Raw genomic sequence first — 25,729 nt, 5'->3', positions numbered from 1 at the left:
ACATGAGCGATAGCGAAAGAACCCCGGTCATCGTCTCCGCCGCGCGGCTCCCCACGGGTCGCTTCATGGGCGGACTCTCCTCGTTCGCGGCCCCGGATCTCGGCGGTCTCGCGATCTCGGCGGCGGTCGACCGGGCCGGCGTCGACCCGGAGGAGATCGACGACGTGATCATGGGGAATGTCGTGCAGGCGGGGGTCGGACAGGCGCCCGCCCGCCAGGCGGCGATCCGGGGCGGGGTGCCCGTGACGGTCCCGGCGGTGACCGTGAACAAGGTCTGCGGTTCCGGCCTGAAAGCGGTTATGCTGGCGGCGCAGGCGATAAAGGCCGGCGACGCCCGGGCGGTCGTGGCCGGCGGGATGGAGTCGATGTCGAACGCCCCGTATCTCCTCCGGGGACACCGGGAGGGAGTGAAGTTCGGAGACCGGTCGCTCGTCGACGGTCTCATACACGACGGTCTGTGGTGCGCCTTCGGTACCTGTCACATGGGCGGCCACGCCGAGTACACGGCCCACAGGGCGGGCGTGAGCCGCGAGGACCAGGACGCCTTCGCGCTCGGTAGCCACGAGAAGGCGATCCGCGCGATCGATGGGGGGGAATTCGCCGAAGAAGTCGTCCCCGTCCACATCGAGACGCGCAAGGGGACCGTGACGATCGAGGCCGACGAGCCTCCGCGTCGCGGGACGTCGCTCGAGGCGCTCGCAAAGCTGAAGCCCGCCTTCACGGGCGATGCTCCGCCGGAGGTCACCGAGCCCAGCGTCACGGCCGGAAACGCGCCCGGCCTCAACGATGGAGGGGCGGCCACGCTCGTCACGTCCGAAGCGTACGCCGCGGCGCACGGCCTTCCGGTCCTCGGGCGGATCCGGGCGTATTCCGTGGGCGCGATGGCGCCCCGCGACCTCTTCTTCGCGCCGGTCGACGCCGTGCGGAAGCTCATGACGCTCGATGGGACGGTTGTCGCCGACTACGGACTCGTGGAGATGAACGAGGCGTTCGCCGTGCAGTGTCTCGCGGACGCCCGCGAACTGGGGCTGGATCTCGATCGCGTGAACGTCCGCGGCGGGGCGATCGCCCTCGGTCACCCGATCGGGGCTTCGGGCGCGAAGATCCTCACCACGCTCCTCCATGCCATGCGGGACCGTGACGTCGAGCAGGGGATGGCCACCCTGTGTCTTGGCGGAGGCAACGCCGTCGCGCTGAGCGTGGAGCGGCGATGAACGTGAAGCCCGAAGGCTTCGCCTGGGCCGGGCGGCTGGCGGCATTCGCCGGTCTCTTCATCGCCTTCGGACTTGTGTTCGGGTTCGCGACCGCGGTCATCGCCGGCCTTCCGGGCGCCGAGGCGGCGGAGTCCATCGACTGGCGGACCGTCGCGCCCGTGCTCCTCGCCGCGTGTGCGGCCACCTGGCTGCTGGCGGTCGGCATCGACAGGCGTCCGCTGTCCGCGCTCGGGTTGAGGCCCGGACCGCCGGGCCTCGTGGAACTCGGTTCCGGCGTGCTGGCGGGACTTGCGATCATCGGCGCCGCCATTCTCGCCCTGGCCGCACCCGGCTGGGTCTCGTGGACGGTGTCAGCCGCGCCGGTCCTCGGGGGATTGAATGTCTCGGCCCTCCTGCTGGTGGCTGCGTTCACGGAGGAACTCCTGTTTCGCGGGTATCCCTTCCGCGTCCTCCACCTCCGGTTCGGGCCCGTTCCCGCCGTGGTCGCGACCTCGGTGGCGTTCGGCTTGGTGCACGGCGCCAACCCGGGCGTGACGCCGCTCGCGCTCGTCAACCTGACGCTTGCCGGCGTGTTGCTCGGCGTGGCGTACTGGCGTTCGGGCAGCCTGTGGTTCGTCACGGGGCTCCACTTCGGCTGGAACTGGGTGATGGCGGCGAGCGGTCTGCCCGTGAGCGGGCTCGACGTGTCGGTCTCCGGCCTCGAAGCCGCCGTCACGGGCCCGGTACTGTGGACGGGCGGTGCCTTCGGGCCGGAGGGGGCGCTGATGATCACCTTCGTGACCGTACTCGGGACCGCGTGGCTGTGGCGGGTCGCGGGGTCGCGAAGCCGATCCGGTGCCCGGTTGTCGACGACGACGGGAGGCCCTGACGACAATGGTGGGAGTCTCGATGCGAGCGGGTGAGGTGTCGCGGGTCGGCGTCGTCGGCGCGGGGACGATGGGAAGCGGCATTGCCCACGTCTTAGCGCTCGCCGGCATCGAGGTCCGCCTCGTGGACGTGGCGCCGGAAGCGCTCGGCCGGGCGCGGGCTTCCATCGAACGAAACCTCGCGCGCCAAGCCCGACGGGAGCTGATCTCCACGGACGAGGCCGGGGCGGCGCTCGACCGGATCACGGCGGAGCGGTCGCTGGCGGCGCTCGAGGACGCGGACGTCGTCGTTGAGGCCGCCAGCGAGGACCCGACGCTCAAGTTCAGGCTCTTCGAGGAGTTGTCCGCCGTCGTGAATCCGGAAACGCTGCTTGCGTCGAACACGAGTTCGATCTCGATCACGCTCATCGCCTCGCACGCCGCCGATCCGGGGCGCGTGATCGGGATGCACTTCATGAACCCCGTGCCGGTCATGCGTCTCGTCGAGGTCATTCGGGGGCTCGAGACCTCCGACGATACGGCCGACCTGACCCTCGGCCTCTGCGCGCGGCTTTCGAAGACGGCGGTCCTGGCGAACGACTATCCCGGCTTCGTCGCCAACCGGATCCTGATGCCGATGATCAACGAAGCCGTGTACTGTCTCATGGAGGGCGTGGCGGAGGTCGAGGCGGTGGACACCGTGATGAAGCTCGGCATGAACCACCCCATGGGACCGCTTGCGCTCGCCGACCTCATCGGACTGGACACGTGCCTCGCGATCATGCGCGTCCTGCACGCGGAATTCGGCGACTCCAAGTACCGCCCCTGTCCGCTGCTCGCGAAGTACGTCGCCGCCGGACGGCTGGGCCGGAAGTCCGGTCGCGGCTTCTACGACTACACCGCGGCATGATGACCGGCCGCCGCTCCTGGTCTGCCCTCGAACTCTCCTCCGAGGCGGAGCAGATTCTCACGCTCGCCCGCCAGTTCGCCGAAGAGCGGCTACAGCCGACGGCGGAAGCCCGGGACGCGAACGAGGACCGCTTCGATGCCGAGATCCACCGGGAACTGGGCGAGCTCGGCTTCCTCGCCATGCGGGTGCCGGAGCGGTACGACGGTCTCGGGCTCGATCTCGTCACCTACCTCTACGTGCTGGAGGAACTCGCGTGGGGCGATGCCGGGGTCGCGGTCTCCGTCAGCATTCACAATTCGCTCGCCGCTGCGATTCTCCTGCGCCGGGGAAGCGAGACACAGCGAGAGGAGTGGCTCCCCAGGATGGCCAGCGGGCAGGTGCTCGGCGCCTTCTCTCTCTCCGAAGCCGGTTCCGGAACGGATGCCGCGGCGCTTCGGACGCAGGCCACACCCGCGGACGGCGGCTGGATTCTCAACGGGGAGAAGATGTGGGTGACGAACGGCGCGTCCGCGGATGTCGTGTTGATTTTCGCCCGGACGGATACGGTGGATGACCGGCGTGGATCGCGCGGCATCAGCGCCTTTCTCCTGCCGGCCGGGACGGACGGATTGTCGGTCGGCAGGAAAGAGCGGAAGATGGGACAGCGAGGTTCGGAGACGGTCGCTTTGTCTATGAAGGATGTCTTTTTGCCGCAAGAACTTATGGTCGGAGAGGTGAACCGGGGCTTCAGCTACGCGCTCGAAGGCCTCGAGGCGGGACGGCTCGGGATCGCGGCGCAGGCGCTCGGGATCGCCTCGGCCGCGGTGGACGCGGCGTTCGAATACGCGGAGACTCGACGCCAGTTCGGGCGCTCACTTCGGGACTTTCAGGGGATGGAATTCAAGCTCGGCGACATGGTGACCCGGCTCGAGGCCGCGCGGGGGCTCCTCGAGCGTGCGGCCGCCGCGCACACATTGGGCGACCCGCGGGCGCGCCGCCTCTCCAGCGTGGCCAAATTGTTCGCGAGCGAGACCGCGATGACGAACGCCCGCGACGCCGTCCAGGTGTTCGGGGGCTACGGATACTCGCGGGAATACCCCGTGGAACGTCTCTTCCGGGACGCGAAGGTCACCGAGATCTACGAGGGAGCCAACGAAATGCACCGCAGCCTGATCGCGCGGCAACTCTACAGAGAGAGGGGATACGTGTGAGTGCGACGGCCGAACGCAGAGCCATCGGCGCCCTGGACCCACGCCCGCTCCGCGAGACGGATCCCGCGGTGGCGGCTTCGATCGACCGGGAGCTCGAGAGACAGCGCACGGGTCTCGAGTTGATCGCGAGCGAGAACTTCGTGTCCCGGGGGGTGCTCGAGGCGACCGGCTGCGTGCTGACGAACAAGTACGCGGAGGGCTATCCCGGGCGCCGCTACTACGGCGGCTGCGAGTTCGTGGACGAGGTCGAGAATCTCGCCCGCGAGCGCGCGCACCGGCTGTTCGGGGCGGACCACAGCAACGTCCAGACGCACAGCGGCTCCGGTGCGAACATGACCGCGCTTCAGGCGCTCACCGAACCCGGGGCGACGCTCCTCGGGATGGATCTCTCGCACGGGGGGCACCTGACGCACGGATCGCACGTCAACTTCTCGGGTCTCTGGTACCGCGTCGTCCCCTATGGAGTGCGAGCCTCGGATCGGACGATCGACTACGACGCCCTCCGGGCGACCGCGCTGGACGTGCGTCCTTCCGTCATCATCGCGGGTGCCAGCGCCTACCCGCGACGGATCGATTTCGGACGTTTCGCGGAGATCGCCGAGGAATGCGGCGCCCGCGTCCTCGTGGACATGGCGCACATCGCGGGTCTCGTGGCGACGGGACACCATCCGTCCCCGGTGCCGCACGCGGATGTCGTGACGACGACGACGCACAAGACGCTGCGCGGGCCGCGGGGCGGGCTCATCCTGTGCCGCGAGGAGCACGCGAAGGCGGTCGACAAGGCCGTGTTCCCCGGACTCCAGGGCGGTCCCCTGATGCATGTGATCGCCGCAAAGGCGGTCGCGCTCGGGGAGGCCCTGCGCCCCGAGTTCGGCGAATACTCGGACCTCGTCGTGCGCAACGCCCGCGCTCTGGGACGGCGGCTCGCCGAACACGGCTACGACCTCGTGGCGGGAGGAACGGACACGCACCTCCTCCTCGTGGACCTCCGGACGACGGATCTCACGGGCCGGGATGCGGAGGCTCTCCTGGGTCGGGCGGGCATCACCGTCAACAAGAACACCGTGCCGTTCGAGACCCGTTCGCCCTTCGTGGCCTCCGGCATAAGGATCGGGACGGCGGCGGTGTCGACCCGCTCCATGGGCGAGAACGAAATGGAGAGAATCGCCGACCTCATGCACCGTGTGCTGCGCTCCGAAGGCGATGATGCGACGCTCTCGGCGGTGGACTCCGAGGTCCGGGCGTTGTGCGCGGATTACCCGCTTTATCCGTAGAACGACGACGTTCGCGGCGAGAGCGTAGCTTGACGCCAACTTTTTCCCCTGTCTAACTTTGCCCTTCATGTCCTTGTGGGCAGTGCACGCAAAGGCCGGAAAAAGGGGCCCGGGACGAGGTGAGAAAAGGTGGACACAGCGGGGGTTCTGACGGGCATCAGGAAGGGCAACCCCAGGTATACGGAAGCCGCATACCTGTTTCTGCTCTCTGCCCTCCAGCGCCGGCTGTCCAGCCTCGAACTGCCTCGTCACATCAGCGGCGCCGAGGTCGCAGACGCGGTCCGGGAACTCGCGCTGGAGCGGTTCGGCCCTCTGGCGCGGACCGTACTCGAACATTGGGGCGTGCACGGCACGACGGACATCGGCGAGATCGTCTTCGCGCTGGTTGAATGTGGAGTGCTGATCAAACAACCCGACGATTCGCGAGAGGACTTCGAGGGGCTCTTCAGCTTCGACGAAGCTTTTGAGGACAGCTACCCCTGGAGCGCGTAGGGGAGGAACTGGAAGGGGAGGGGGTGAGCGCGTGGCCGATTCGGGGCCGTTCACGGAGTGCTTGAGTTGCACGAAGGGGGTCCTGCTCCCGCTTTCGGACTACGGACGCGACGGGGCGCCGATCCGGTACAAGGCATGGGTCTGCTCGAACCCCGACTGCGGGTTCAACATCCGGATCGACAACGGTGAGATCAGCTTCGGACGCAACGTCCAGCAGTCCTACAAGTAACCTCCCCGGCGGAGACTCCGTCGATACCGCGCGGAGTCCCGCCAGCCGGGCTCCTGCCTACTCGTCAGCGGACTGGTGGCGCTGTGCCGCGCGGGAGGTGTGGCTACCCACCGCGGCCGAGATGGCGGAGATCGATCGCATCGCCGTCGAATCGGGGGCGATACCCGAACGCGCGCTGATCGAAAACGCCGGACGCGCCCTGGCGCGGCACGTGCACGAACGGTTCCCGGCCGGTCCCGTCACGGTGCTTGCGGGAAGCGGCCACAACGGCGCGGACGCCCTCGTGGCCGGACGGACCCTTTCCGCCTGGGGGCGAACCGTCGGGTTCGTCCAGTGCGGGAGCCGTGCTCCGGATCCGGATGTCCTCGCGGGCTGGGAACTGACGCTCGAGCCGTCGGAAGCGCTGGATCGGGAACTCGCAGCGGCGGACATCGTCATCGACGGCATCCTGGGGACGGGCCTGACGTCGGCGCCGCGTCCGCCCCAGGCGAGGATCATCGAGCGCGTGAACGCCGCCCGGGCCGCCGTGGTCTCCGCGGATGGTCCCAGCGGCGTGAACTTTACGACGGGCCGCGTGCCGGGTGCCGCGATTCGGGCCGACCTGACCGTCACCTTCGGCTGGCCGAAGATGGGCCTTCTGAGGTTCCCGGCTCGCGAACGCATCGGCGACCTGGTCTCCGTTGAAATCGGCTTTCCGCCACCGGCTGCGCCGCCATCGGCGCGGGCGGTGACGGCGGCGTGGGTGGCCGGCTTGCTCGGGGTGCGGCCCGCGGACGGCCACAAGGGCAACGCGGGCTATCTCGCGATCGTCGGCGGGGAGCGGGGCATGGCCGGGGCCGTGGTGCTTGCGGCGCGCGCGGCGATCCGGGCGGGGGTCGGCATCGTGCGCGTCGTGAGCGCCCCGGAGAACCGGGAGGTCGTGCAGACCAGCGTGCCGGAGGCCGTATTCGTGGACTGGTCCACGTCCGAAGCGGTGCGGTCGGCGCTGAGCTGGGCCGGCGCGGTCGCGGTCGGACCGGGTCTGGGAACGGGGCCGGAGCGAGCAGCGTTGATGCAGCGCGTGCTGGAGGATGGGTCCGTCCCGCTGGTCATCGATGCGGACGCCCTGAACGTGCTCTCGGCGAAGGCGGCGGAGGGAGGGGCGCCGTTCGGTCCGCCGGCTCCGCGGCGATCCGTCCTCCTGACGCCGCATCCCGGCGAGATGGCCCGGTTGCTCGGAGCATCCGTCGGCGAAGTGCGCGGGGATGCCCCGGCCGCGGCCCGCCGGCTGGCCGACGCGACGCAGGCGACCGTGCTGCTCAAGGGGGCACCCACCTGGGTGGCGCGGCCCGGGGGTGAACTGCGCGCGACGACGCTTGTGAGTCCGGCGTTCGCGAGCGGCGGTACGGGGGACGTGCTGACCGGCGTCTGCGGCGCCTGCCTCGCGTCCGGCCTCGACCCCGCCGACGCGGCGTCCGCCGCCCTGACGCTCACGGCGCTCGCCATTCTGCGCGACGTGGACGAGATCGGCGGATCCGCGGCGGACGTGCCGGATGCGCTGCCGGAGGCGCGGCGGGCGCTGGGAAGATTGCGATCCGGAGCCTGGCCGGGGGTCAACCTCGCCCTCCCCGCGTTGCCCGGGGCCGCGACCGGGAAGCAGATCGGATGAACGTCACCGGTCCGGCGCTCGCGGAGGGACCCGAAACCGCGCGCATTCAGGCCTTCCTGGACGGAGCGGGCGCGCACGCCCCCCGGGGGGACCCGGCCGTCACCATCACGTTGCCGGTGGGGGATGACGCCGCGGCCTTCCGTCCTCCGGACGATACGCAGGTCGTGGTGAGCTGCGACGCGAGCGTGGAGGGGATCCACTTTCGCCGCGAATGGATGACGTGGGAGACGATCGGGTACCGTGCGGCTGCGTCGGCGCTGAGTGATCTCGCGGCCATGGCCGCGACCCCCGTCGGCCTCGTCGTGGCGGCGGCGCTGCCCCCCGAGCTGGATATCGAGATCGCCGCGGCGCTCGGACGGGGCGTGGGAGAGATCGCCGGGCGGGTCGGCGCGGAGGTTCTCGGCGGCGACCTCGTCGCGTCGCCGGGTCCCGCCTTTCTCGACGTCACCGTCCTCGGCTGCGCGGCGGCACCGACGACGCGGCGCGGCGTCCGCCCAGGCGACGAGTTGTGGGTGACCGGCGAACTCGGGGCGGCCGCGGCCGCCCTGCGCGATCTGGCGCGGGGGCTGGAGCCGGACCCGCGGGCCCGCCGAGCCTTCGACCGCCCGCGCCCCAGGATCGAGGAAATGCGGTGGCTGCGGGACCGGGTCCGGATCCACGCGGCGATCGATCTTTCGGACGGTGTGATGCGGGATGCGCGCAACCTCGCGGCGGCTTCCGGAGTCGCCCTGGAAGTCGAGGCGGATCGCCTCCCGGCCGCCCCGGCCCTCGACGGATTTCGTCAGGCGCCGGCCGCGGAACACCTCCTCCTTGCCGGCGGCGAGGACTACGAACTGCTCTTCGCCGTGCCGGCCGGCGCCATGCAGGGTACGGAGCGGGCGTTCGCCGCCGCCTTCGACCTCCCGCTCACACGGGTCGGGAGGGCACGCGACGGGGAGGGGCTGACCGTGAGCGGGCGGTTGAATCCGACGCTTCCCGCGGGGTTCGATCATTTCGAGGCCGAGCGTTGATCAGGACGGCGATCTTCTACGTCACGCTTGTGCTTGCAACGATCTTCTTCGGAGCCATGGCGGCGGTCGTTGCCCTCGTCGGGGGCGGCCGGGTCTGGATGGATCGTGCGAATCGCGGCTGGGCTCGCTCCGCGCTGGCGGGGGCAGGTGTGCGCGTGACGGTGCACGGCCTCGAGCATCTCCATCCCTCCGGGATCCAGATCATTGCCGCGAACCACCAGTCGTACTTCGACATCTGGGCGCTCATCGCGGGTCTCCCCGCGTCCGTGCGCTTCATCGCGAAGCAGGAGTTGGCGAACATTCCGATGCTCTCGGTGGGGATGCGTTCCGCGGGGCACGTGCTCATCGACCGCGACCGAGCCCGCAGCGCGAGGGAAACGCTTCGGGAGGCAGGCGACCGGATGCAGGCCGAGCAGCTGACTCTCGTGCTGTTTCCGGAGGGGACCCGGTCGCGTGACGGCCAACTGGGGCGTTTCCGGCGAGGTTCCTTCGCCCTCGCCCTGGCGACGCCGGCGCCCCTGGTTCCCGCGGCGCTCGATGGAGGCCAGCGCGTCTATCCGCCCGGCGCGAAGCGGGTGAGGCCCGGCTCCATCACCGTGCGGCTGGGGCCGGCGATTCAGCCGGAAGGCGCGGAGCCGGCCGACCGGAAGACGTTGCTGCGCAGGACCCGCGCCGCCATCGAGGCGATGCTCCCGGAGGGAGGATCGAGCGGCGGTGCGTCCCGATAGCCTGCGGGTGGGTCCGCGCGCGACTTGTTCCGGGGCTGCGGGACCCTATCTTCCGGCACGGGTGGAGGAAGACGCGATCGTCCGGATCGCCGGGGGGAGGGGACTCGCCTGCATGAACCGCCCCAGACATCACCGAAGCCGGAGCGTCCGGTGACGGCCATCGTCAGGGTCGTCGGCCGCGAGATCGTCGATTCGCGGGGCAACCCCACGGTCGAGGCCGACGTGCATCTGGAAGACGGTGCGGTCGGCCGCGCCGCCGTTCCCAGCGGCGCATCGACGGGAGAGCACGAATCGGTCGAACTGCGCGACCGTGACCCCGCGCGCTACAACGGCAAAGGCGTGCGCCGTGCGGTCGCGCACGTCAGCGGGGAGATCGCGTCGGCGGTGCTGGGACGCGACGCCTCGGACCAGCGCGGGCTCGACTCCGCGCTCATCGGGCTCGACGGCACGCCGAACAAGGGCCGCCTCGGGGCGAATGCCATCCTTGCCGTCTCCATGGCGGCGGCGCGCGCGGCCGCCGCCTCGGCGGGGACGCCCCTGTTCCGTCAGTTCGGCGCCGGTGATCCGCACGTCCTCCCGGTCCCGATGCTGAATATCCTCAATGGCGGCGCGCACGCGAACAACACGGTCGACATACAGGAGTTCATGATTCTGCCGCTCGGCGCGCAGAGTTTCTCCGACGGTCTTCGGGTCGGCGTGGAGGTGTTCCACACGCTGAAGCGTCGACTGTCGGACGCAGGGTATGCGACCGCCGTAGGGGATGAGGGCGGGGTGGCTCCCGACCTGTCTTCGAACCGTGAGGCCCTGGACCTCATCATGGCCGCGATCGTCGACGCGGGTTACGAGCCCGGCGCCGAGGTCGCGCTCTCGCTCGACTGTGCCGCATCGGAGTTCTACGACGCGCAGGCCGGAACGTACCGGCTCGAGAGCGCCGGTGAAGCCGGAGAACTCGACGCGCGGGACCTCGTGTCGCTCTACGAGGACTGGCTGGACGCATACCCCATCGTCTCGATCGAAGACGGGCTCCACGAAGACGACTGGGAGGGCTGGGCAACCCTCACATCCCGCGTCGGAGATCGCGTTCAGCTCGTCGGGGACGACCTCTTCGTGACCAACGTCGATCGTCTGGCGCGCGGTATCGAGGCGGGAATCGGGAACGCGATCCTCATCAAGCTCAATCAGATCGGGACCGTGAGCGAGACGCTGGATGCGATCCGGCTGGCCGCGGAGGCGAACTTCGGCATCGTCATTTCGCACCGTTCCGGGGAGACCGCCGACACGTTCATCGCGGACCTCGCGGTGGCGACGAACGCCGGACAGATCAAGACGGGAAGCGCGTGCCGGTCGGAACGCGTCGCGAAGTACAACCAGCTGCTGCGGATCGAGGAACAGCTCGGCTCGAGGGCGACCTATGCGGGGGCCGCCGTGTACGGAGGCCGGTGATGGCGGAGGCGGCCAACCGTCGGCTCACGCGGGCCATCACCTTCATCGCCCTCATCGGAGCGGGCTACTACTGGATGGTGGGCGGAGAATATACGAGAGCCGATCTGGTCCGACTGGAAGGGGAAATCGAATCGAGGAAAACGGAGATGACGGCCCGCAACGATGAACTCGCCTCGATCCGGGCCTGGGCCGACAGTCTCGTGTCGAACTCCTGGGCGATCGAGCGCGTCGCTCGGGAACGGTATGGTTTCGTCCGGCCCCGGGAGATCCTGGTGCGGTTCGTCGACCTGGGAGACCGGGGGGAGGCTGCCTCCGCGACGCCCCCGCAGGTGAACGTACCCTGATATGCGGCAAGACCCGCGCCCGGACGCACCCGGGGCCGGCGGCTTGCCCCAAGCGCCACGACGTGTAGGATTGCGGACCCACAAGCAGCCCGTGGCAAAACCCCGCGTCAGCGCCGCTCGAATGCAGCGGGGCTTTTGCCACGGGCTGCCGGCCCGGCAGGGTAGCTCAGCCTGGTAGAGCAAGGGACTCATAAGCCCTGGGTCGGGGGTTCAAATCCCCCCCCTGCCACTCGTTATGGTGGTGCAACACGAACTCGGAGCCGGGCCCGTTCGGGCCCTCGTACGATTCTCCGGCGAGCTCTCGACCAAGGCGCGCCGGACGCGGTCGCGCTTCCAGAACCGGCTCGCAACCAACCTGCGCGACGCGTTCGAGGCCGAAGGGGTCGACGCGGTCCTCGAGCCCGGCTGGAGCCGTTTCCATATCGAAGGCCCGAACCCGGCCTTTCTCGACCCCCTGTTGCGCACCTTCGGGGTGTCCAGTTGTTCCCTGCTGGCCGGCGACTGCGAAGCGGACCTCGACACGATCGTCGCCACGGGCACGGCCCTCTTCGCAGAGTCCGTGCGGGGCCGGAGCTATGCGGTGCGGGCGCGCCGCTCCGGTTCACACGGCTTCTCGTCCTCGGATATCCAGCAGCGTCTCGGGGCGGCCCTCAACCCCGGCGCCACCGTGGACCTGGGGGATCCGGACATCACCGTGTTCGTCGAAGTCCGCGATGACCGGGTGTTCTTTCACGAGGACCGGGTTAGGGGACCGTCCGGCCTGCCGCTCGGAGTACAGGGACATGCGCTCGCCCTCATCTCCGGCGGCTTCGATTCGGCCGTGGCCGCCTGGATGGCGCTGCGCCGGGGGATTCGCCTCGACTACGTCTTCTGCAACCTCGGCGGAAGCGCGTACGAGCGGATGGTGGTGGAGGTGACGAAGGTGCTGGCCGACCGCTGGAGCTACGGCACCCGGCCCCGGCTGCACGTCCTCGAGTTCGGCCCGGTCGTCGATGCCATGCGGGCCCGCGCCAAACCCGCATACCTGCAGGTCGTCCTCAAGCGGATGATGTACCGGGCCGCCGCGAAGATCGGGGAACGCATCGGCGCCGAGGCGATCGTCACGGGCGAGTCGGTCGGACAGGTCTCCTCGCAGACGCTCCGCAATCTCCGCGCGATCGAGAATGCCTCCTCGCTCCCGGTGCTCCGGCCCCTGCTCGGATTCCACAAGGAGGAGATTCTCGACCGCGCGCGGGAGATCGGCACGCACGACCTGTCCGCCCGTGTGCGCGAGTACTGCGACCTCGTGCCGCAGCGCCCGGTCACCGCGTCGTCGCCGGAGGCCGCGGAGGCGCAGGAGTCGGCCGTGGGCTTCGAGGAACTGGGCGCGGCGGTCGCCGGCGCGACGGTGCACGATGTGCGCGCCCTGCGTCCGGAGTCCATGGTCGGAGCGTCCCTGTACGTGGCCGAGGTGCCCGACGGCGCGGTCATCCTCGACACCCGCGCCCGCGACGCGTTCGAGGCCTGGCACTGGCCGGGGGCGACCCGTCGCGACCTCCCGCAACTCGAGCGGGATTTCGGCGAACTCGATCGCGACACGACCTACGTGCTCTGCTGTACCGAGGGTGTGCGAACGGCCTACCTGGCCGAGGTCATGCAGCGCGCGGGATACGAGGCCTATTCCTTCCTCGGTGGGGCGCCCCGCATGCGGCGCGTCGCGCGAGGCGGGGCGGAGATCGACTGATCGCCTCCTGCTTTGACACCCCCGCCCGTGCGGAGCGAGCTTGGGCCGCATGAGCGGGGAGAAGAACGGCATGACGGCGGCCCTGGAAACCGTCCGGCAGGGGGAAGTGCCGACCCATGTCGCCGTCATCATGGACGGGAACGGCCGCTGGGCGAGACAGCGTGGCCTGCCGAGATGGGAGGGGCACCGCGCGGGCATGACGGCGGTGCGCGAGATCATCGAAGGGTCGGTGGAGGCCGGCGTGGCCCACCTTACCCTGTACGCCTTCTCGGACGAAAACTGGTTCCGGCCTTCAATGGAGGTGGAAGCGCTGATGACCCTCCTCCAGGAGTACGTGCGGAGCCAGCGCGAAGCTCTGGTCAGACACGGAGTGCGGGTCACCGTGTTCGGCGACCGGCTGCGGCTTCCAGGGGAGGCCCGCCGGGCGATCTCCGAACTCGAGGCGTCGACGGAGGGCGGAACGGCCCTGGAAGTGCACCTCGCGATCAGCTACGGATCGCGGGCGGAGCTCGCGGGCGTGGCGCGAACGCTTGCCCAGCGTTGCCTGGAAGGCGAGCTGGCCCCGGAGGAGATCGACGCCGAACGCTTCGCGGCCGAACTCCTGACGAGGGACTGGCCGGATCCCGACCTTCTGATCCGGACCTCGGGGGAGCAGCGCATCTCCAACTTCCTCCTGTGGCAGCTCGCGTACGCGGAACTCTTCGTGACGGACGTCCTGTGGCCCGACTTCACCCGGGAGCACCTCTTCGCCGCGCTCGTCGACTACCGGTGCCGGGAGCGGAGATTCGGACTGGTGAAGACGTGAGGCGGCCGGGTCCGGCATGAGTTCCAACCTCCGCAAGAGACTCGCGGTCGCGGGTGTCGGAGTCCCCCTCTGCGCGCTGGTGACCTACGCCGGCGGCGGCGTTTTCGTCACCGGGCTGGGGGTGGCGGCGGCGCTCGGTTACCGGGAATTCGCCGCGATGATGCGCGGCACCGGGACGCGAGTCCTCGCCCTGCCGGGAACGGGAGCGGCGTTTCTCTTCCCCTTCGCCGTCTTCGCGGGCGGTCTCGAGGGTGGTGGATTCTATGCGGTGAGCCTGATGCTCCTCTTCCCCGTGCTCGCGCTCGCGCTCGCGGACCTCTCGGAGCGGCCGATCCGTGCCGCCGCCTGCACGACGTTCGGAGTGTTCTACGTCGGGGGGCTGCTCGCGTTGGCGCTCCCCCTGCGCGAAGGCGGACTCCTGCTGCCGGCCGGCGCCGATGCGAGCGCCGGCCGGCTGGCCGGTACGCTCCTGTTCTTCCTTCCGGTCGTCATCACGTGGCTCGCCGACACCGCGGCGTACCTCGGCGGACGAGCTTTCGGGAAGCGCCCGCTCGCCCCGCGCATAAGCCCCAACAAGACGGTGGCGGGAGCCGTGAGTGCGCTGCTGGCGGGCCTCGCCACCGCCGTCCTCTATCCGCGCTTCCTCCTTCCGGAACTCTGGACGCTGGAGCTGGCGCCCACGCTGGCCTTCGGACTGGTCGTGACGGGGTTGGCGATCGTCGGCGATCTCGCGGAATCCGCCCTCAAGCGCGAGTGCGGCGTAAAGGACTCATCGGGTCTGCTTCCGGGGCACGGCGGGATGCTGGACCGGCTCGATTCCATCCTGTGGGCGGTCCCGGCCGCGTTCCTCTTCCTCTTCCTCTTCGCGTGAAGCGCGTTGCCGTCCTCGGCGCCACGGGATCCGTCGGCGCGGGCACGCTCGAAGTGATCCGCCGCCACCCGGCGCGGTTTCGCGCCGCCGTCCTGACGGCGAACCGCAGCTGGGAGGCGCTCGACGCGCTGGCGCTCGACCGGGACCCCGATTTCGTCGTACTCGGGACCCCGCCTCCGGACGACTTCGCGCCGCAATGGGCCGGAGAGTGGCGGTTCGGCGCCGATGCGCTCGCGGAGGCCGCCGGATCGCCGGGGATCGACATCGTTCTCAATGCAATCGTCGGGTTTGCCGGGCTCGACGCGACGCTGGCGGCGCTTGGAGCGGGGAAGCGGCTGGCACTTGCCAACAAGGAGTCGCTCGTGGCGGGCGGAGAGCTCGTGATGCGTGCGCTGCGCCGCGGAGGCGGTGAACTCCTGCCGGTGGACAGCGAACACTCCGCGGTGCACCAGTGTCTTGCCGGGCGTCCGGTGTCGGAGGTCGCGCGCGTCACCCTCACGGCTTCGGGCGGTCCCTTCCGCGAGTGGCCGGCGGGTCGGCTCGCCACCGTCACGCCGGCCGATGCCCTGCGGCATCCCACGTGGTCGATGGGAGCCAAGATCACGATCGATTCCGCGACGCTGGCGAACAAGGCGCTCGAGGTCATCGAGGCGCACACGCTGTTCGACCTCCCGTACGAGCGTATCGAGGTCGTCGTACACCCCACATCGATCATCCATTCCCTCGTCGAATTCAGGGACGGTTCTTCGCTGGCGCAGCTGGGTCGGCCATCGATGGAGATCCCGATCCTGTGGGCTCTCGGCTACCCCGACCGGCTGGACGACGCGCGGCAGGAGGCGGGGTTCGACCCCGTGCGGGATGGTCCGCTGGAGTTCGAGCCCGTGCGGGAGGACGATTTTCCCCTCTTCCGCGCGGGGGTCGCGGCGGGAGGGGCGGGAGGCGAGTTTCCGGTGGCCTTCAACGCGGCCAACGAGGTGGCGGTCGAGCGGTTCCTCTCCGGGGACGTCGGCTTCAGGGAACTCGCCGACGTCGTGCTTCGTACACTTGAACGGTTCTCGTCGCGCGCCATCGAATCGGTCGAGGATGCGCGGCGCGTCGACACGCGGGCGCGCGCCATCGCCCGCGACCCACATGGAGAGTCCAAGTCGGGAGACGCTGAGTGATCGTAACGATTCTGGTGACCCTCATTGTCCTGGGCGTGCTCATCTTCGTGCACGAGCTGGGGCATTTTGCCGCTGCGAAGAGCGTCGGGATCGACGTGCCGCGGTTTTCGATCGGCCTGGGCCCGAAGATGGTGGGGTTCCGGCGCGGCGGAACGGAGTATGTCCTCTCGTGGATCCCGCTCGGCGGCTACGTCAAGATGGCGGGGATGGCGGACGAGGAGGTGACGTCGACGCTCGAGGGCGGCGGCGCGGGCGCGTCGTACGAGACGGCGCGGAGCGAAGCGCGTCCGGGGCCCGGAGACTTCGACGGGAAGCCGCTCTGGGCCCGCTTTTTCGCCATCTCGGCCGGCGTGGTCATGAACTGGATGTTCGCGGTCGTCGCCTTCGCCGCGATCGCGATGGGGCGTGGCGTGTTCGAGCCGCGGATCGCCGAGGTCGCGCCGGGGTCACCCGCCGCGGAGGCGGGACTTCGGAGCGACGATCTGGTCCTGCGCGTGGATGGCGCGGCGGTGCACGACCCCGCCCAGGTGACGATGCGGATCGAGCGCCGGGCCGGCGAACCCGTCGACATCGTCGTGGAGCGGGGAGGGGAGCAGCTCACCTTCGTCGCGACGCCCGAGGCGGTCGAGCAGTATTCGGACCTCACGGGAGAATCGAGGACGGTCGGGCGGGTCGGGATCACCGTCGGCGCCGATGGAGGTCGAGCGGGCCCCGTCGCGGCGCTGGGGCGGGGCTGGTCGAACGCGAACTATTGGGGCGGCGCCGTCCTTCAGTTCCTTGCAGATCTAGTCACCGGACGAAGTTCGGCGCGAGACGTCGGCGGACCCATCCTGATCGGGGAGATCTCCGGACGCGCGGCGCGCGCGGGATTCTGGGAACTCCTGAGTTTCATGGCGATCATCAGCATCAATCTCGCCATCTTCAACCTGCTGCCGATTCCCGTCCTCGACGGAGGACACCTCCTCTTCCTGGGGATCGAGGCGATCCGGGGCCGGGCGCTCAGCGTCCAGGCGCGCATGCGGTTCACGACGGTGGGGATGGTTTTCGTCCTCGCCCTCATGGTGTGGGCCGTGGGAAACGACGTCCTGAGAGTGATTCTTCGATAGGCTGGCGACGCGTGGACCGCGCGCCGGGCCGGGATCAGATCGGGAAAGAGAGTTGTTCGGCGGCGCCGCGAGCCCTCGCGAGCGCGACCACGTCATAGCGCGGGCTGGGTTCCTCCTGCGCGGCGGCATCCAGTAGCCCATCGTACCCCGTCGGCGCGAGGCCCTCCGCGACTCTTTCGAGAGCGGTTTCCCGGTCGTTGCACTCCTGGCTCAGGTGGGCGAGCAGGATCCCGCCCAGCCCGGGGTGCGCGAGTTCGCGCGCGAACTCGGCCGCGTGGCGGTTGGAGAGGTGTCCGCGACTGCCTCCGATCCGCTGCTTGACCCGCCAGGGATAGGAAGCCGCCCGAAGACGGTGTTCATCGTGGTTCGCTTCCATGACGAGAAAGGCGCACTCCCGGAGCGCCGCGCGGACGGGTGTCGTCGGTCTCCCGAGGTCCGTCGCAATCCCCACCCGCAGGCCCGTGGGTCCGTGCAGAACCGTGATGGCGACGGGTTTCGCGGCGTCGTGCGCGGTGGGGGCAGCCTCGATCGCGAGGTCGCCGACCTCGAGTCCCGTGCGCGGCAGATCCTCGCATCGCTCCTTCCCGCGCAGGAGGGGAGCGCAGGCGCGGCGGGTCGGCGGGTTCATCGCGAGACGCCAGCCCCAGCGGCGTGCCCCGATGCCGGCGCCCGCGGCGTGATCCCGGTGCTCGTGCGTGACGACGACGAGGTCGATGGCTTCCGGCTCCACATCGAGTTCGGTGAGTCGGCGGTCAAGTTGAACCCCGGAGAACCCCGCATCGACGAGCACGCGGGCGCGGTCGCTCTGCACGAGGAAGGCGTTGCCGCGGCTCCCCGAGCCCAGCGACGCGACGGTCAGGCTCACGAGCGGCGGGCCTCGTCCCAGACATCGCCCAGCCAGTTCCGGAGTTCCGGGGTCCCTTCGAGTCCCCGGCGCTCGATGACCCGGACGGCGGTGGAGAGGAAATCGCCGCGACGGTGGAGATCCGGGCTCCGGCCTCCTCCCCAGGAGAAGGGTTCCACCCACCGGGGCGGGGGCTCCGCTCCGAACAGGCTCGAGCCGGCGCCGACGACCGTGCCGGTTTCGAGTCGAGTGCCGACGCCCGTCTTCACGTGATCGCCGAGCAGACAGCCGAACTTCATGAGTCCGGTGTCCCGTCGCGCGCCCGGCGGTCCCACCCGGATCGAGCCGTAAGTGTGTTTGAGATCGCTGTTGACGGTGGCCGCACCGAGGTTGATCCAGGAGCCGAGGTACGCATGTCCGAGAAACCCGTCGTGCGCCTTGTTCGAATGGCCCAGCATCGTGACGCGGTCGACTTCGCCCCGCACACGGGAGCCGGGTCCCCCCGAAAAGCGCGAGATGTCGCCGCCGAGGAGCTGCGAGCCGGACCCCGCGTAGAGCGGCCCGCCGAGGCGCGTGCCGCCGCGGACCTCGACTCCGGAACCGAGTTCGATCGGGCCTTCGCGCGCATCGAACAGCACGCCGGGTTCGACGCGCGCCCCCTCGCCGAGGCGGATCGGGGCGTCGCCGAGGCGCCAGCAGCCGCTCGGCAGCGCCGCCGCCTCCGTGCCCGAGCTGGCCGCCAGGTCGGCGCCGAGCCGGTCGGGTCCCGCCGACACGAGGTCCCACGGGTATCGAAGCCAGGCGCCGGGCACCTCGCGGTCCGGCAGCCCGGGCCGCGGGCGCGGCGCGGCGAACCAGTCCGCTCGCGGCGGCTCCGCGCCGGCGCCCAGGCGGACGCCCGCCAGCTCGCCGGCGACCCAGAAGTTGGCGGGCGCGTCGTTCCACGCCGCCTCGAGTGACGGCACGGCCCGGGCGTTCCATGCGGTGCACGGCGCGGCCAGCCCGCCCGCGTCCAGGCAGCGCGGCGCTCCGGGCTCCGCGTACCGGCGCAGCCAGGGGCGCGTCACGTGACCGGCGACGCGCATTCGCGCGACCCGTTCCAGCCGCTCGCGCAACGTCCAGCGGCCGAAGACGAGTTCGCCGCACGGCCGGGTGAGCGCGAAAGGCGCCCATCCGTCCGCCCGCTCATCGTCGAACATGACCAGCGTCGTCAACGCGGCGGTTCGGAGCAGGAGTCCGTGTCGATACTTCGCAGACGAGCGTCGAGGTCTGCGGCCTCTTCGCGCGGCATCACGAGGAGTTCGCCGTTCGCCTCCACGATGACGAGGCCCGAAACCCCGATGACCGTGGCTCGGCGGGACTCCGTCCACACGACGTTATCCGCCGCGTCGAGGAGACGCGCGGAGCCGACCGAGGCGTTCCCGGCCTCGTCCACCTGCCGGGCGCGCAGGAGCGCGCTCCACACGCCGAGATCATCCCAGGCGAATCGGGCCTCGACGACGGCCACGCGTTCGGCGCGCTCCATCACGCAGACATCGATCGCGACCGGCTCGGCACGCGCGAAGAAACCCTCCGCATCGCCGCGCTCGAGGGCCGGCCACGCCCCCTGGAGTTCGCGCGCGCAGCGTCGGGCCGCCTCGATCAGATCGGCCGCCCGCCACACGAAGATGCCGGAGTTCCACAGGAAGCGTCCCGACTTCAGGTACTCCCGGGCCCTCGCGGGACCCGGCTTCTCAACAAAGCGCCGCACCTCCCGTGCTCCGGACGTCGTCTCTCGCCGGGTCTCCAGGTATCCGAATCCCGTCTCCGCACGGTCCGGCCGCACGCCGACGCAGCACAGGTATCCTTCCCGAGCCGCCCGGAGCGCCGGCCGCAGCGTCTCGTGAAGGGCCTCCACGGGCTCGATGCGGTGGTCCGCGTGCATGGAGATCATCAGGGCTCCCGGGTGAGCCCGCTCGATCTCGTAGGCCGCCCAGACGAGGGCCGGTCCCGTTCCGCGCGCCTCCGGTTCGACAAGCGCATCGACGCCCGCCGCATCCAGGCTCGGGCGCATGAGTTCCACGAGGGGTTCGGTCGCGACGACCCGGACGCGCGGGGTGCCCACCAGCGCGACGGCACGGGCGAGCGTATCGTCGATGAGTGGGTCGGGGCCCGCGAGGGGCAGGAGTTGCTTGGGACGGGCCGGGGTCGAAGCGGGCCAGAACCGGCGGCCGATCCCGCCCGCGAGGACCGCGCAGTACGCCTCGAGGTGCACCGACAGAGCCTCCCTCCCGTCCTCCGAGCCGCCCGTTGCGTGCGCGGGATCTTCCCGCCGCGGGCCGGCCGCGACGCGGCCAAGCTACGGACGCCGCGGGTGCCGCGCCACGTTGCCGATCCGGCCGGTCGATCCGCCTTCGTCCGGGTGTTTTTTCTTGCCCGAGTCCCGCCCGGACGACAGTTTTCGCGCCATGCTCCCCCGACACCGAATCCGTCTGACTGCACGGCTCGGAGCGCTGATCCTCGCGCTCGCGGCGACCGCCTGCGACGATCCGTTCGATGCCTTCCTCGGCGATGTTCCGCTCACGCCGACGGAGGTCACGCTGTATGACTACGTCACGGGTCGCCTCGAAGATCCTCCCGCTTTCGATATCGTACTCGCGGTTCCGGCCCGCGTGGACCAGACGCTGAACTGGGATTTCCTCTTCCAGATCCGGGACGGGTCGGCGGAACTCGTCCCCTTCTCGGCGGTCGCGGACAGCGTGACGGACGCAGGTCTGCAGATCACCGGCGAGCGCTTCGACGCCGTGCTCGAGGCTCCGGAGGACGGGTACACCCTGAACGCGCCCCTCGCCGTCCAGCCGGGGGACGTGCTCATCGCCCGCAGTCGCGTCGACCCGAACAATTTTCTCGCCTGCAGCCGCTATGCGAAGCTGCAGGTTCTCTCCATCGATCCCGAAGAAGGAACGATCACCTTCCGCCATTTGGTCAACCCGAACTGCGGAGACATCGTCCTCGAAGCGGGAACGCACGGTTCCCTGTGACGCCCTGTCCGGCCGATTACGCCCCGCACCGACATGCTTGACCTCAGAACCCTCCGCGACGATGCCGACCTCGTCCGCGACGCCATGCGGAAACGTGGCGACGAGCACGCGGCGGGTCTCGTCGAGGAGACGTTGAGGGCGGATGAAGTCCGCCGCCGCCTGATCCGGGAAGTGGAAGTCCTCAAGGCCGAGCGGAACACCGCGTCGAAGGCGATCGGCGCCGCGAAGGGCAGGGGCGAGGACGCATCGGCGGAGATCGACGCGATGCGCCGCGTGGCCGCCCGCATCAAGGCCCTCGACGCCGACCTCGCGCGCACCGAGGCGGAACTGCGCGATCACCTCCTGCAGATCCCGAACATCCCGGATCCCCGCGTCCCGCCCGGCGAGGAAGGGGAAGGGCCGACGGTCGCGGAATGGGGCACTCCGCAGGAGGGCGAGGTGCCGCCGCACTGGGTCCTCGGGGCGACGCACGGCCATACGGAGCCCGGCGGTTCCGCGCTCCCCGGAGGACGGACGCCGTCGCTGGATATCGAGCGCGGGGCGAAGATCGCGGGCTCCGGCTTTCCCCTCCTCGTCGGGGGCGGCGCCCGCCTCAGCCGCGCGCTCGTCCAGTTCATGCTGGACCTTCACGTACGCGAGCACGGATACCTGGAGGTCCTGCCCCCCCTCGTCGTCTCCCGGGATTCGATGACGGGGACGGGGCACATCCCGAAGTTCGAGGACGACGCCTACCGGACGGACCCCGACGACCTCTTCCTTGTGCCCACCGCCGAGGTGCCCCTCACGAATCTGCACCGCGGAGAGATGCTGTCCGCGGACGACCTGCCGCTCGCGTACGTCGCGCACACGCCCTGCTTCCGGCGGGAAGCCGGTGCGGCGGGCCGCGATACGCGCGGGCTCCTGCGGGTCCATCAGTTCGACAAGGTGGAGATCGTCCGCATCTGCCGGCCCGAGGAGTCGGAGGCGCAGCTGGAACTCCTGACCCGCCATGCGGAGCGCGTGCTCGAACTGCTGGAAGTCCCGTACCGGCGGGTCCTGCTTCCGCTGGGCGATCTCGGCTTCGCGAACGCGATCACGTACGACCTCGAGATCTGGGCTCCCGGCGTCGAGGCATGGCTCGAGGTGTCCAGCTGTTCATCGTACGGGGACTTCCAGGCGCGCCGCGCCGATATCCGCTTCCGGCCAGAGGGCGGCGGACGCCCCGCCCACGTGCATACGCTGAACGGTTCGGCGCTGGCCCTCGCCCGGCTCATCGTGGTGCTGCTCGAGACCGGCTTCCGCGAGGACGAGGGGATCCTGCTGCCGGAGGTTCTCCACCCCTACCTCGGGTTCGAGCGGCTCGAGTTCTGCCGGTGATCCGGCTCTGGAACCGGCGCGGCGGCGCGCTTCTGCTCGCGGTGCTGTCCACGGGGGTCCTCGTCTGGTCCGCCATCTTCTCGCGTCAGCAGGCAGAGGAGCGCCGCCTCGACGCCGCGGTCCTCGGGCAGTTGATGGCGGTGAGCACGGCGGCCGCGGCGGGCAATCTCACGGTCGAGGAACAGAACGAACTCTGGAATCAGGCCTCGCAGCAGGTGGGCGCCCAGGTCCGGCGCCTGCGCATCCCCATCGTAATCACGGACACGCTGGGCAATCCGAGCAGCTCCGCGCACCTGCCCGACGACTTCCCGCTCGGCCCGACCGGCGACCCGGACGACCAGGCGCTGCGCGAATTCGTGGCCGAACTCGACGCGCTGAGGCCGCCCTTCGAGGCGCCCGGCCTCCAGGTCCACTTCGGCGATCCCGAGTTCACGAGCCGCCTCCGTCTGATCCCCTGGCTGCAGGCGGCGTCGCTCCTCGCGATCCTCGGCAGCGGCGGCTGGCTCCTCTTCCTCTCCTTCCGGAGCGAGCGGGAGCGCATCTGGTCCGCCATGGCCAGGGAATCGGCCCATCAGATGGGGACCCCGCTCAGCTCGCTCGTCGGCTGGCTGGAGGTCCTCGAGGCCCGGCCGCGCCCCCGCGGATCGGAAGTCGGGGAGCCCGACCTCATCGACGAGATGGCGGCGGATGTGACACGCCTGCAGAAGGTCTCGCGCCGCTTCGAACTCATCGGCCACAAGCCGAAGCTGGAGCCCATGTCCGTGCGCGCCACGGTCGTCCATCTCCGACAGTACTTCGAGGCCCGCCTCCCCACGCTCTCCCGCACCGGCAAGATCGAGATCGCGGTGGAGATGGAACCCGAACCGCCGGAGGTGCTGGGCAACGCGACGCTCCTGGAGTGGGCGTTCGAGAATCTGATCAAGAATGCGATCGACGCCCTGGCCCCGGATGGCGGCCGGATCGTGATCTCCCATCTCGGACCGAACGGCAAGCGTTCCGTGTTCCGGGTGCTCGACACCGGGCCGGGGATCCCTCCCGCGCTCCGGGACAAGATCTTCAACATCGGCGTCACGACGAAGAAGCGTGGATGGGGCGTCGGCCTCTCGCTCGTGCGGCGCATCATCGAAGACATGCACGATGGCTCCATCCGCCTCGAGGACACGGGGCGGGGCGCGAGCTTCCGAATCGAACTCCCGCGCTACCGTCCCGGGAAACGGGGGACGTGAGGGGACTCCGCCTCAACCCGGAGCAGCGGGACGCGGTCGAACACGGCGAAGGGCCGCTGCTCGTCCTCGCCGGCGCGGGCTCCGGCAAGACGCGGGTGCTCACGGCCCGGGCCGCCCGCCTCATCGAGGAGGGGCTGGAGCCGACGTGCCTTCTCGCCGTTACCTTCACGAACAAGGCCGCCGGCGAGATGCGGGAACGGATCGAGGGACTCATCGGCCGTTCCACGCGGGGCCTGTGGATCGGCACCTTCCACTCGGTCGCCGCGCGCATCCTTCGCATTGAGGCCCCGCACACGTCCCGCACGCGCGCCTTCACGATCTATGACGAGGATGACTCCATCCGCACGCTGAAGGACGTGATGGAGTCGGCGGGCTACGACCCCAAACGTTGGGCGCCCCGAGCCCTGCGCGGCCGGATCTCCAGCGCGAAGAACGCGCTCACGGGGCCCGCCGAATACGAGTCCGAGGCCTTCGACCTGCTCTCGGAGGTCGTGGCGAAGGTCTATCCCGCGTATCAGCGCGAACTCGCGCGGCGCAACGCCTACGACTTCGACGACCTCCTCTTCGAGACGGTGCGCCTGCTCGAGACCGTCGACAGCGTGCGGGATCGCTACGCCGCCCGCTTCGCCTACGTGCTCGTGGACGAATACCAGGACACGAACCACGCCCAGTACCGGATGGTGAAGGCGCTGGCCTCGAAGCACGGGAACCTGTGCGTCGTGGGGGATGACGATCAGGCGGTGTACGGATGGCGCGGAGCGGACATTCGGAACATCCTCGACTTCGAGGCCGACTTCCACGGCGCGCACGTCGTGCGGCTGGAACGCAACTATCGCTCGACGGCGTCGATCCTCGAGGTCGCGAACTCCGTGATCTCGCGAAACCTCGCGAGGAAACCGAAGCGGCTGCACACGGAGCGGGAGGCCGGCGATCCGATCGAGGTCGTCCGCTGCGACGATGAGCGGGCCGAGGCGGCGTGGGTGTCGTCGCAGGTCGAGGCCGGCCGCGGCACCCGGGGCCTGAACGAGTTCGCGGTGCTCTATCGGACCAACGCCCAGTCGCGGGCGTTCGAGGAGGCGTTCCGGCGGTCCGGCATTCCGTACCGGATCGTGGGAGGCGTCCCGTTCTACGAACGTCGCGAGGTGAAGGATGTCATCGCCTATCTGCGCCTTCTCGTGAATCCGGCGGACGACGTCGCGTTCCTGCGTGCCGTGGGCTGGCCGAGGCGCGGGGTCGGGGCGAAGAGTCTGGAGCGGCTGGAGGATCTCGCCCGCGCGGGCGGCGACGCGGACGAGGCCGTCGAGCCCCTCACGCTCGTCGCGGCGCGGGCGCGGCACGAGGACGGCATCCCGAAGATGGCGGCGCGCGGCCTGAGGCGGTTCGCCGACGGGCTCGCGGATGTGCGGGCCTCGCTCCCCGCCTGCGGCGCCCGGGAGGCGCTCGAGGCGTGCGTCGCGACCTTCGGCCTGGCCACGGCGCTGGCGGAGGAGGAGGACGGCGCAGACCGGCTCGAGAACGTGAGCGAGCTGTTTGCGGCGGCGGAGGCGTTCGAGCGCGACGATGTGGAGGACCCCGATGACGAGGCCACGGATCTCGAGTTGTTCCTGCAGTCCGTCTCGCTGCGCTCCGACCTCGATGAGGCCGACTTCGATGGCGAAGCGGTGACGATGATCACCCTGCACAACGCGAAGGGACTCGAGTTCCCCGTGGTCTTCCTGGGGGGCCTGGAGGAGGGGCTCTTTCCCCTCTCGAGGGCAATGGAGGCGCCGGGCGGGCTGGAGGAGGAACGGCGTCTGTTCTACGTCGGGGTCACGCGCGCGATGGACCGGCTGAGCCTGACGTACGCGGACCACCGCTGGCGGGCGGGGATGGCGAGCCGCTCGGCCCCCTCGAGCTTCATCGACGAACTCCCGGAGGAACACCTGCTCCCGCGGCTCGCCGCGCCGCATTGGAGGCGGCGCCACACCCGCCGGGCAGGCGCGGCGGAGCCCGACCGCACCTTCGCCTGGCAGAGGAGGGTGGAGCGTGGATCCGGCCGCGTCGGCGGCCCCGGCGGTTCCGCCGGGGGTGGAAGGTCGGCACCTCCGGGGGAACTCGAGTATGACTACGACGATTCACAGGTGCCGCTCGCGCTCACGCCGGGCGTACGTGTGATACATCCGCGCTTCGGGGCCGGTGAGGTGCTGCAGGTGTACGGCTTCGGGAGGGAGGCCAAGGCCGACATCGCGTTCGAGGAGGTCGGCCGGAAGAAGGTCGTCGTGGCGTACGCCGGGTTGCGCCCGGCCTAG

24 protein-coding genes and 1 tRNA gene are annotated in these 25,729 nt (G+C 70.1%); 22 read left to right on the top strand and 3 right to left on the bottom strand.

Going from position 1 to position 25,729, the window contains the following annotated elements:
* The first annotated feature begins 2 nt into the window (after positions 1-2).
* From ACQY5G_RS13530 to rseP, 18 genes are all read left to right on the top strand, one after another.
* Positions 3-1,214 carry an acetyl-CoA C-acyltransferase gene (locus ACQY5G_RS13530; RefSeq protein WP_428274786.1) on the top strand — a complete coding sequence of 404 codons (1,212 nt, stop codon included), beginning with the start codon at positions 3-5 and terminating at the stop codon, positions 1,212-1,214.
* Positions 1,211-2,116 (top strand): lysostaphin resistance A-like protein, encoded by a 906-nt coding sequence (locus ACQY5G_RS13525; RefSeq protein WP_428274784.1) that lies wholly within the window; start codon positions 1,211-1,213, stop codon positions 2,114-2,116. The genes ACQY5G_RS13530 and ACQY5G_RS13525 overlap by 4 nt, the downstream gene beginning before the upstream one ends.
* Positions 2,103-2,969, top strand: a complete 867-nt coding sequence (locus tag ACQY5G_RS13520) for a 3-hydroxyacyl-CoA dehydrogenase family protein (protein WP_428274782.1) — start codon at positions 2,103-2,105, stop codon at positions 2,967-2,969. Before ACQY5G_RS13525 ends, ACQY5G_RS13520 begins: the two co-directional genes overlap by 14 nt.
* Positions 2,966-4,159, top strand: coding sequence for an acyl-CoA dehydrogenase family protein (locus ACQY5G_RS13515; RefSeq protein ID WP_428274780.1), 1,194 nt, complete (start codon positions 2,966-2,968; stop codon positions 4,157-4,159). The genes ACQY5G_RS13520 and ACQY5G_RS13515 overlap by 4 nt, the downstream gene beginning before the upstream one ends.
* Positions 4,156-5,433 (top strand): serine hydroxymethyltransferase, encoded by a 1,278-nt coding sequence (glyA, locus tag ACQY5G_RS13510; protein WP_428274778.1) that lies wholly within the window; start codon positions 4,156-4,158, stop codon positions 5,431-5,433. Before ACQY5G_RS13515 ends, glyA begins: the two co-directional genes overlap by 4 nt.
* A 129-nt stretch (positions 5,434-5,562) precedes the next feature.
* On the top strand, positions 5,563-5,925 hold the full coding sequence (locus tag ACQY5G_RS13505; protein WP_310780407.1) for a Minf_1886 family protein: 363 nt from the start codon (positions 5,563-5,565) through the stop codon (positions 5,923-5,925).
* Positions 5,926-5,986: 61 nt separating this feature from the next.
* Positions 5,987-6,154 carry a hypothetical protein gene (locus ACQY5G_RS13500; RefSeq protein ID WP_419859780.1) on the top strand — a complete coding sequence of 56 codons (168 nt, stop codon included), beginning with the start codon at positions 5,987-5,989 and terminating at the stop codon, positions 6,152-6,154.
* A 121-nt stretch (positions 6,155-6,275) separates the two neighbouring features.
* Positions 6,276-7,802 (top strand): NAD(P)H-hydrate dehydratase, encoded by a 1,527-nt coding sequence (locus ACQY5G_RS13495; protein ID WP_428274775.1) that lies wholly within the window; start codon positions 6,276-6,278, stop codon positions 7,800-7,802.
* The gene (gene thiL, locus ACQY5G_RS13490) at positions 7,799-8,812 is read left to right on the top strand and encodes a thiamine-phosphate kinase (protein ID WP_428274773.1); all 1,014 of its coding nucleotides are present in this window, start codon (positions 7,799-7,801) and stop codon (positions 8,810-8,812) included. The genes ACQY5G_RS13495 and thiL overlap by 4 nt, the downstream gene beginning before the upstream one ends.
* Complete coding sequence (locus ACQY5G_RS13485; RefSeq protein ID WP_428274771.1) at positions 8,809-9,540, top strand: lysophospholipid acyltransferase family protein; 732 nt, start codon at positions 8,809-8,811, stop codon at positions 9,538-9,540. Before thiL ends, ACQY5G_RS13485 begins: the two co-directional genes overlap by 4 nt.
* 150 nt (positions 9,541-9,690) lie before the next feature.
* Positions 9,691-10,983, top strand: a complete 1,293-nt coding sequence (gene eno, locus ACQY5G_RS13480) for a phosphopyruvate hydratase (RefSeq protein ID WP_428274769.1) — start codon at positions 9,691-9,693, stop codon at positions 10,981-10,983.
* The gene (locus ACQY5G_RS13475; protein ID WP_428274767.1) at positions 10,983-11,327 is read left to right on the top strand and encodes an FtsB family cell division protein; all 345 of its coding nucleotides are present in this window, start codon (positions 10,983-10,985) and stop codon (positions 11,325-11,327) included. Before eno ends, ACQY5G_RS13475 begins: the two co-directional genes overlap by 1 nt.
* A 155-nt stretch (positions 11,328-11,482) precedes the next feature.
* Positions 11,483-11,556: transfer RNA gene (locus ACQY5G_RS13470), tRNA-Met, on the top strand.
* Positions 11,557-11,568: 12 nt separating this feature from the next.
* Positions 11,569-13,050, top strand: a complete 1,482-nt coding sequence (gene thiI, locus ACQY5G_RS13465; protein ID WP_428274765.1) for a tRNA uracil 4-sulfurtransferase ThiI — start codon at positions 11,569-11,571, stop codon at positions 13,048-13,050.
* Positions 13,051-13,099: 49 nt separating this feature from the next.
* On the top strand, positions 13,100-13,855 hold the full coding sequence (uppS, locus tag ACQY5G_RS13460; RefSeq protein WP_428274763.1) for a polyprenyl diphosphate synthase: 756 nt from the start codon (positions 13,100-13,102) through the stop codon (positions 13,853-13,855).
* Between the two features lie 16 nt (positions 13,856-13,871).
* Positions 13,872-14,726, top strand: a complete 855-nt coding sequence (locus ACQY5G_RS13455; protein ID WP_428274761.1) for a phosphatidate cytidylyltransferase — start codon at positions 13,872-13,874, stop codon at positions 14,724-14,726.
* Positions 14,723-15,889: a 1-deoxy-D-xylulose-5-phosphate reductoisomerase gene (gene dxr, locus ACQY5G_RS13450; RefSeq protein ID WP_428274759.1), complete on the top strand. Its 1,167-nt coding sequence runs from the start codon at positions 14,723-14,725 to the stop codon at positions 15,887-15,889. Before ACQY5G_RS13455 ends, dxr begins: the two co-directional genes overlap by 4 nt.
* Positions 15,886-16,995, top strand: a complete 1,110-nt coding sequence (rseP, locus tag ACQY5G_RS13445; protein WP_428274757.1) for an RIP metalloprotease RseP — start codon at positions 15,886-15,888, stop codon at positions 16,993-16,995. Before dxr ends, rseP begins: the two co-directional genes overlap by 4 nt.
* A gap of 34 nt (positions 16,996-17,029) precedes the next feature.
* Here the strand turns inward: rseP and ACQY5G_RS13440 are convergent, their stop codons facing one another.
* The 3 genes from ACQY5G_RS13440 to ACQY5G_RS13430 are packed head-to-tail and all read right to left on the bottom strand — an operon-like array spanning position 17,030 to position 20,093.
* On the bottom strand, positions 17,030-17,860 hold the full coding sequence (locus ACQY5G_RS13440; RefSeq protein WP_428274755.1) for an MBL fold metallo-hydrolase: 831 nt from the start codon (positions 17,858-17,860) through the stop codon (positions 17,030-17,032).
* Entirely contained in the window at positions 17,857-19,053 is a 1,197-nt protein-coding gene (locus ACQY5G_RS13435) for a putative sugar nucleotidyl transferase (RefSeq protein WP_428274753.1), read from the bottom strand. The genes ACQY5G_RS13440 and ACQY5G_RS13435 overlap by 4 nt, the downstream gene beginning before the upstream one ends.
* Entirely contained in the window at positions 19,050-20,093 is a 1,044-nt protein-coding gene (locus tag ACQY5G_RS13430) for a mannose-1-phosphate guanylyltransferase (protein WP_428274751.1), read from the bottom strand. The genes ACQY5G_RS13435 and ACQY5G_RS13430 overlap by 4 nt, the downstream gene beginning before the upstream one ends.
* Positions 20,094-20,286: 193 nt before the next feature.
* Here ACQY5G_RS13430 and ACQY5G_RS13425 point away from each other — a divergent pair, with 193 nt between their 5' ends.
* The 4 genes from ACQY5G_RS13425 to ACQY5G_RS13410 are packed head-to-tail and all read left to right on the top strand — an operon-like array spanning position 20,287 to position 25,729.
* Positions 20,287-20,859 (top strand): hypothetical protein, encoded by a 573-nt coding sequence (locus ACQY5G_RS13425; RefSeq protein WP_428274749.1) that lies wholly within the window; start codon positions 20,287-20,289, stop codon positions 20,857-20,859.
* A 33-nt stretch (positions 20,860-20,892) separates the two neighbouring features.
* The gene (gene serS / locus ACQY5G_RS13420) at positions 20,893-22,215 is read left to right on the top strand and encodes a serine--tRNA ligase (protein WP_428274747.1); all 1,323 of its coding nucleotides are present in this window, start codon (positions 20,893-20,895) and stop codon (positions 22,213-22,215) included.
* Entirely contained in the window at positions 22,212-23,441 is a 1,230-nt protein-coding gene (locus tag ACQY5G_RS13415) for a sensor histidine kinase (RefSeq protein WP_419859796.1), read from the top strand. Before serS ends, ACQY5G_RS13415 begins: the two co-directional genes overlap by 4 nt.
* Positions 23,438-25,729, top strand: a complete 2,292-nt coding sequence (locus ACQY5G_RS13410) for an ATP-dependent helicase (protein ID WP_428274745.1) — start codon at positions 23,438-23,440, stop codon at positions 25,727-25,729. The genes ACQY5G_RS13415 and ACQY5G_RS13410 overlap by 4 nt, the downstream gene beginning before the upstream one ends.

Source organism: Candidatus Palauibacter sp. (assembly GCF_965261555.1).
In the GTDB taxonomy this organism is placed as follows: Bacteria; Gemmatimonadota; Gemmatimonadetes; order Palauibacterales; family Palauibacteraceae; genus Palauibacter.
Note: the sequence above shows the minus strand (reverse complement) of the source record. Positions and strands in the feature narration are given on the sequence as shown.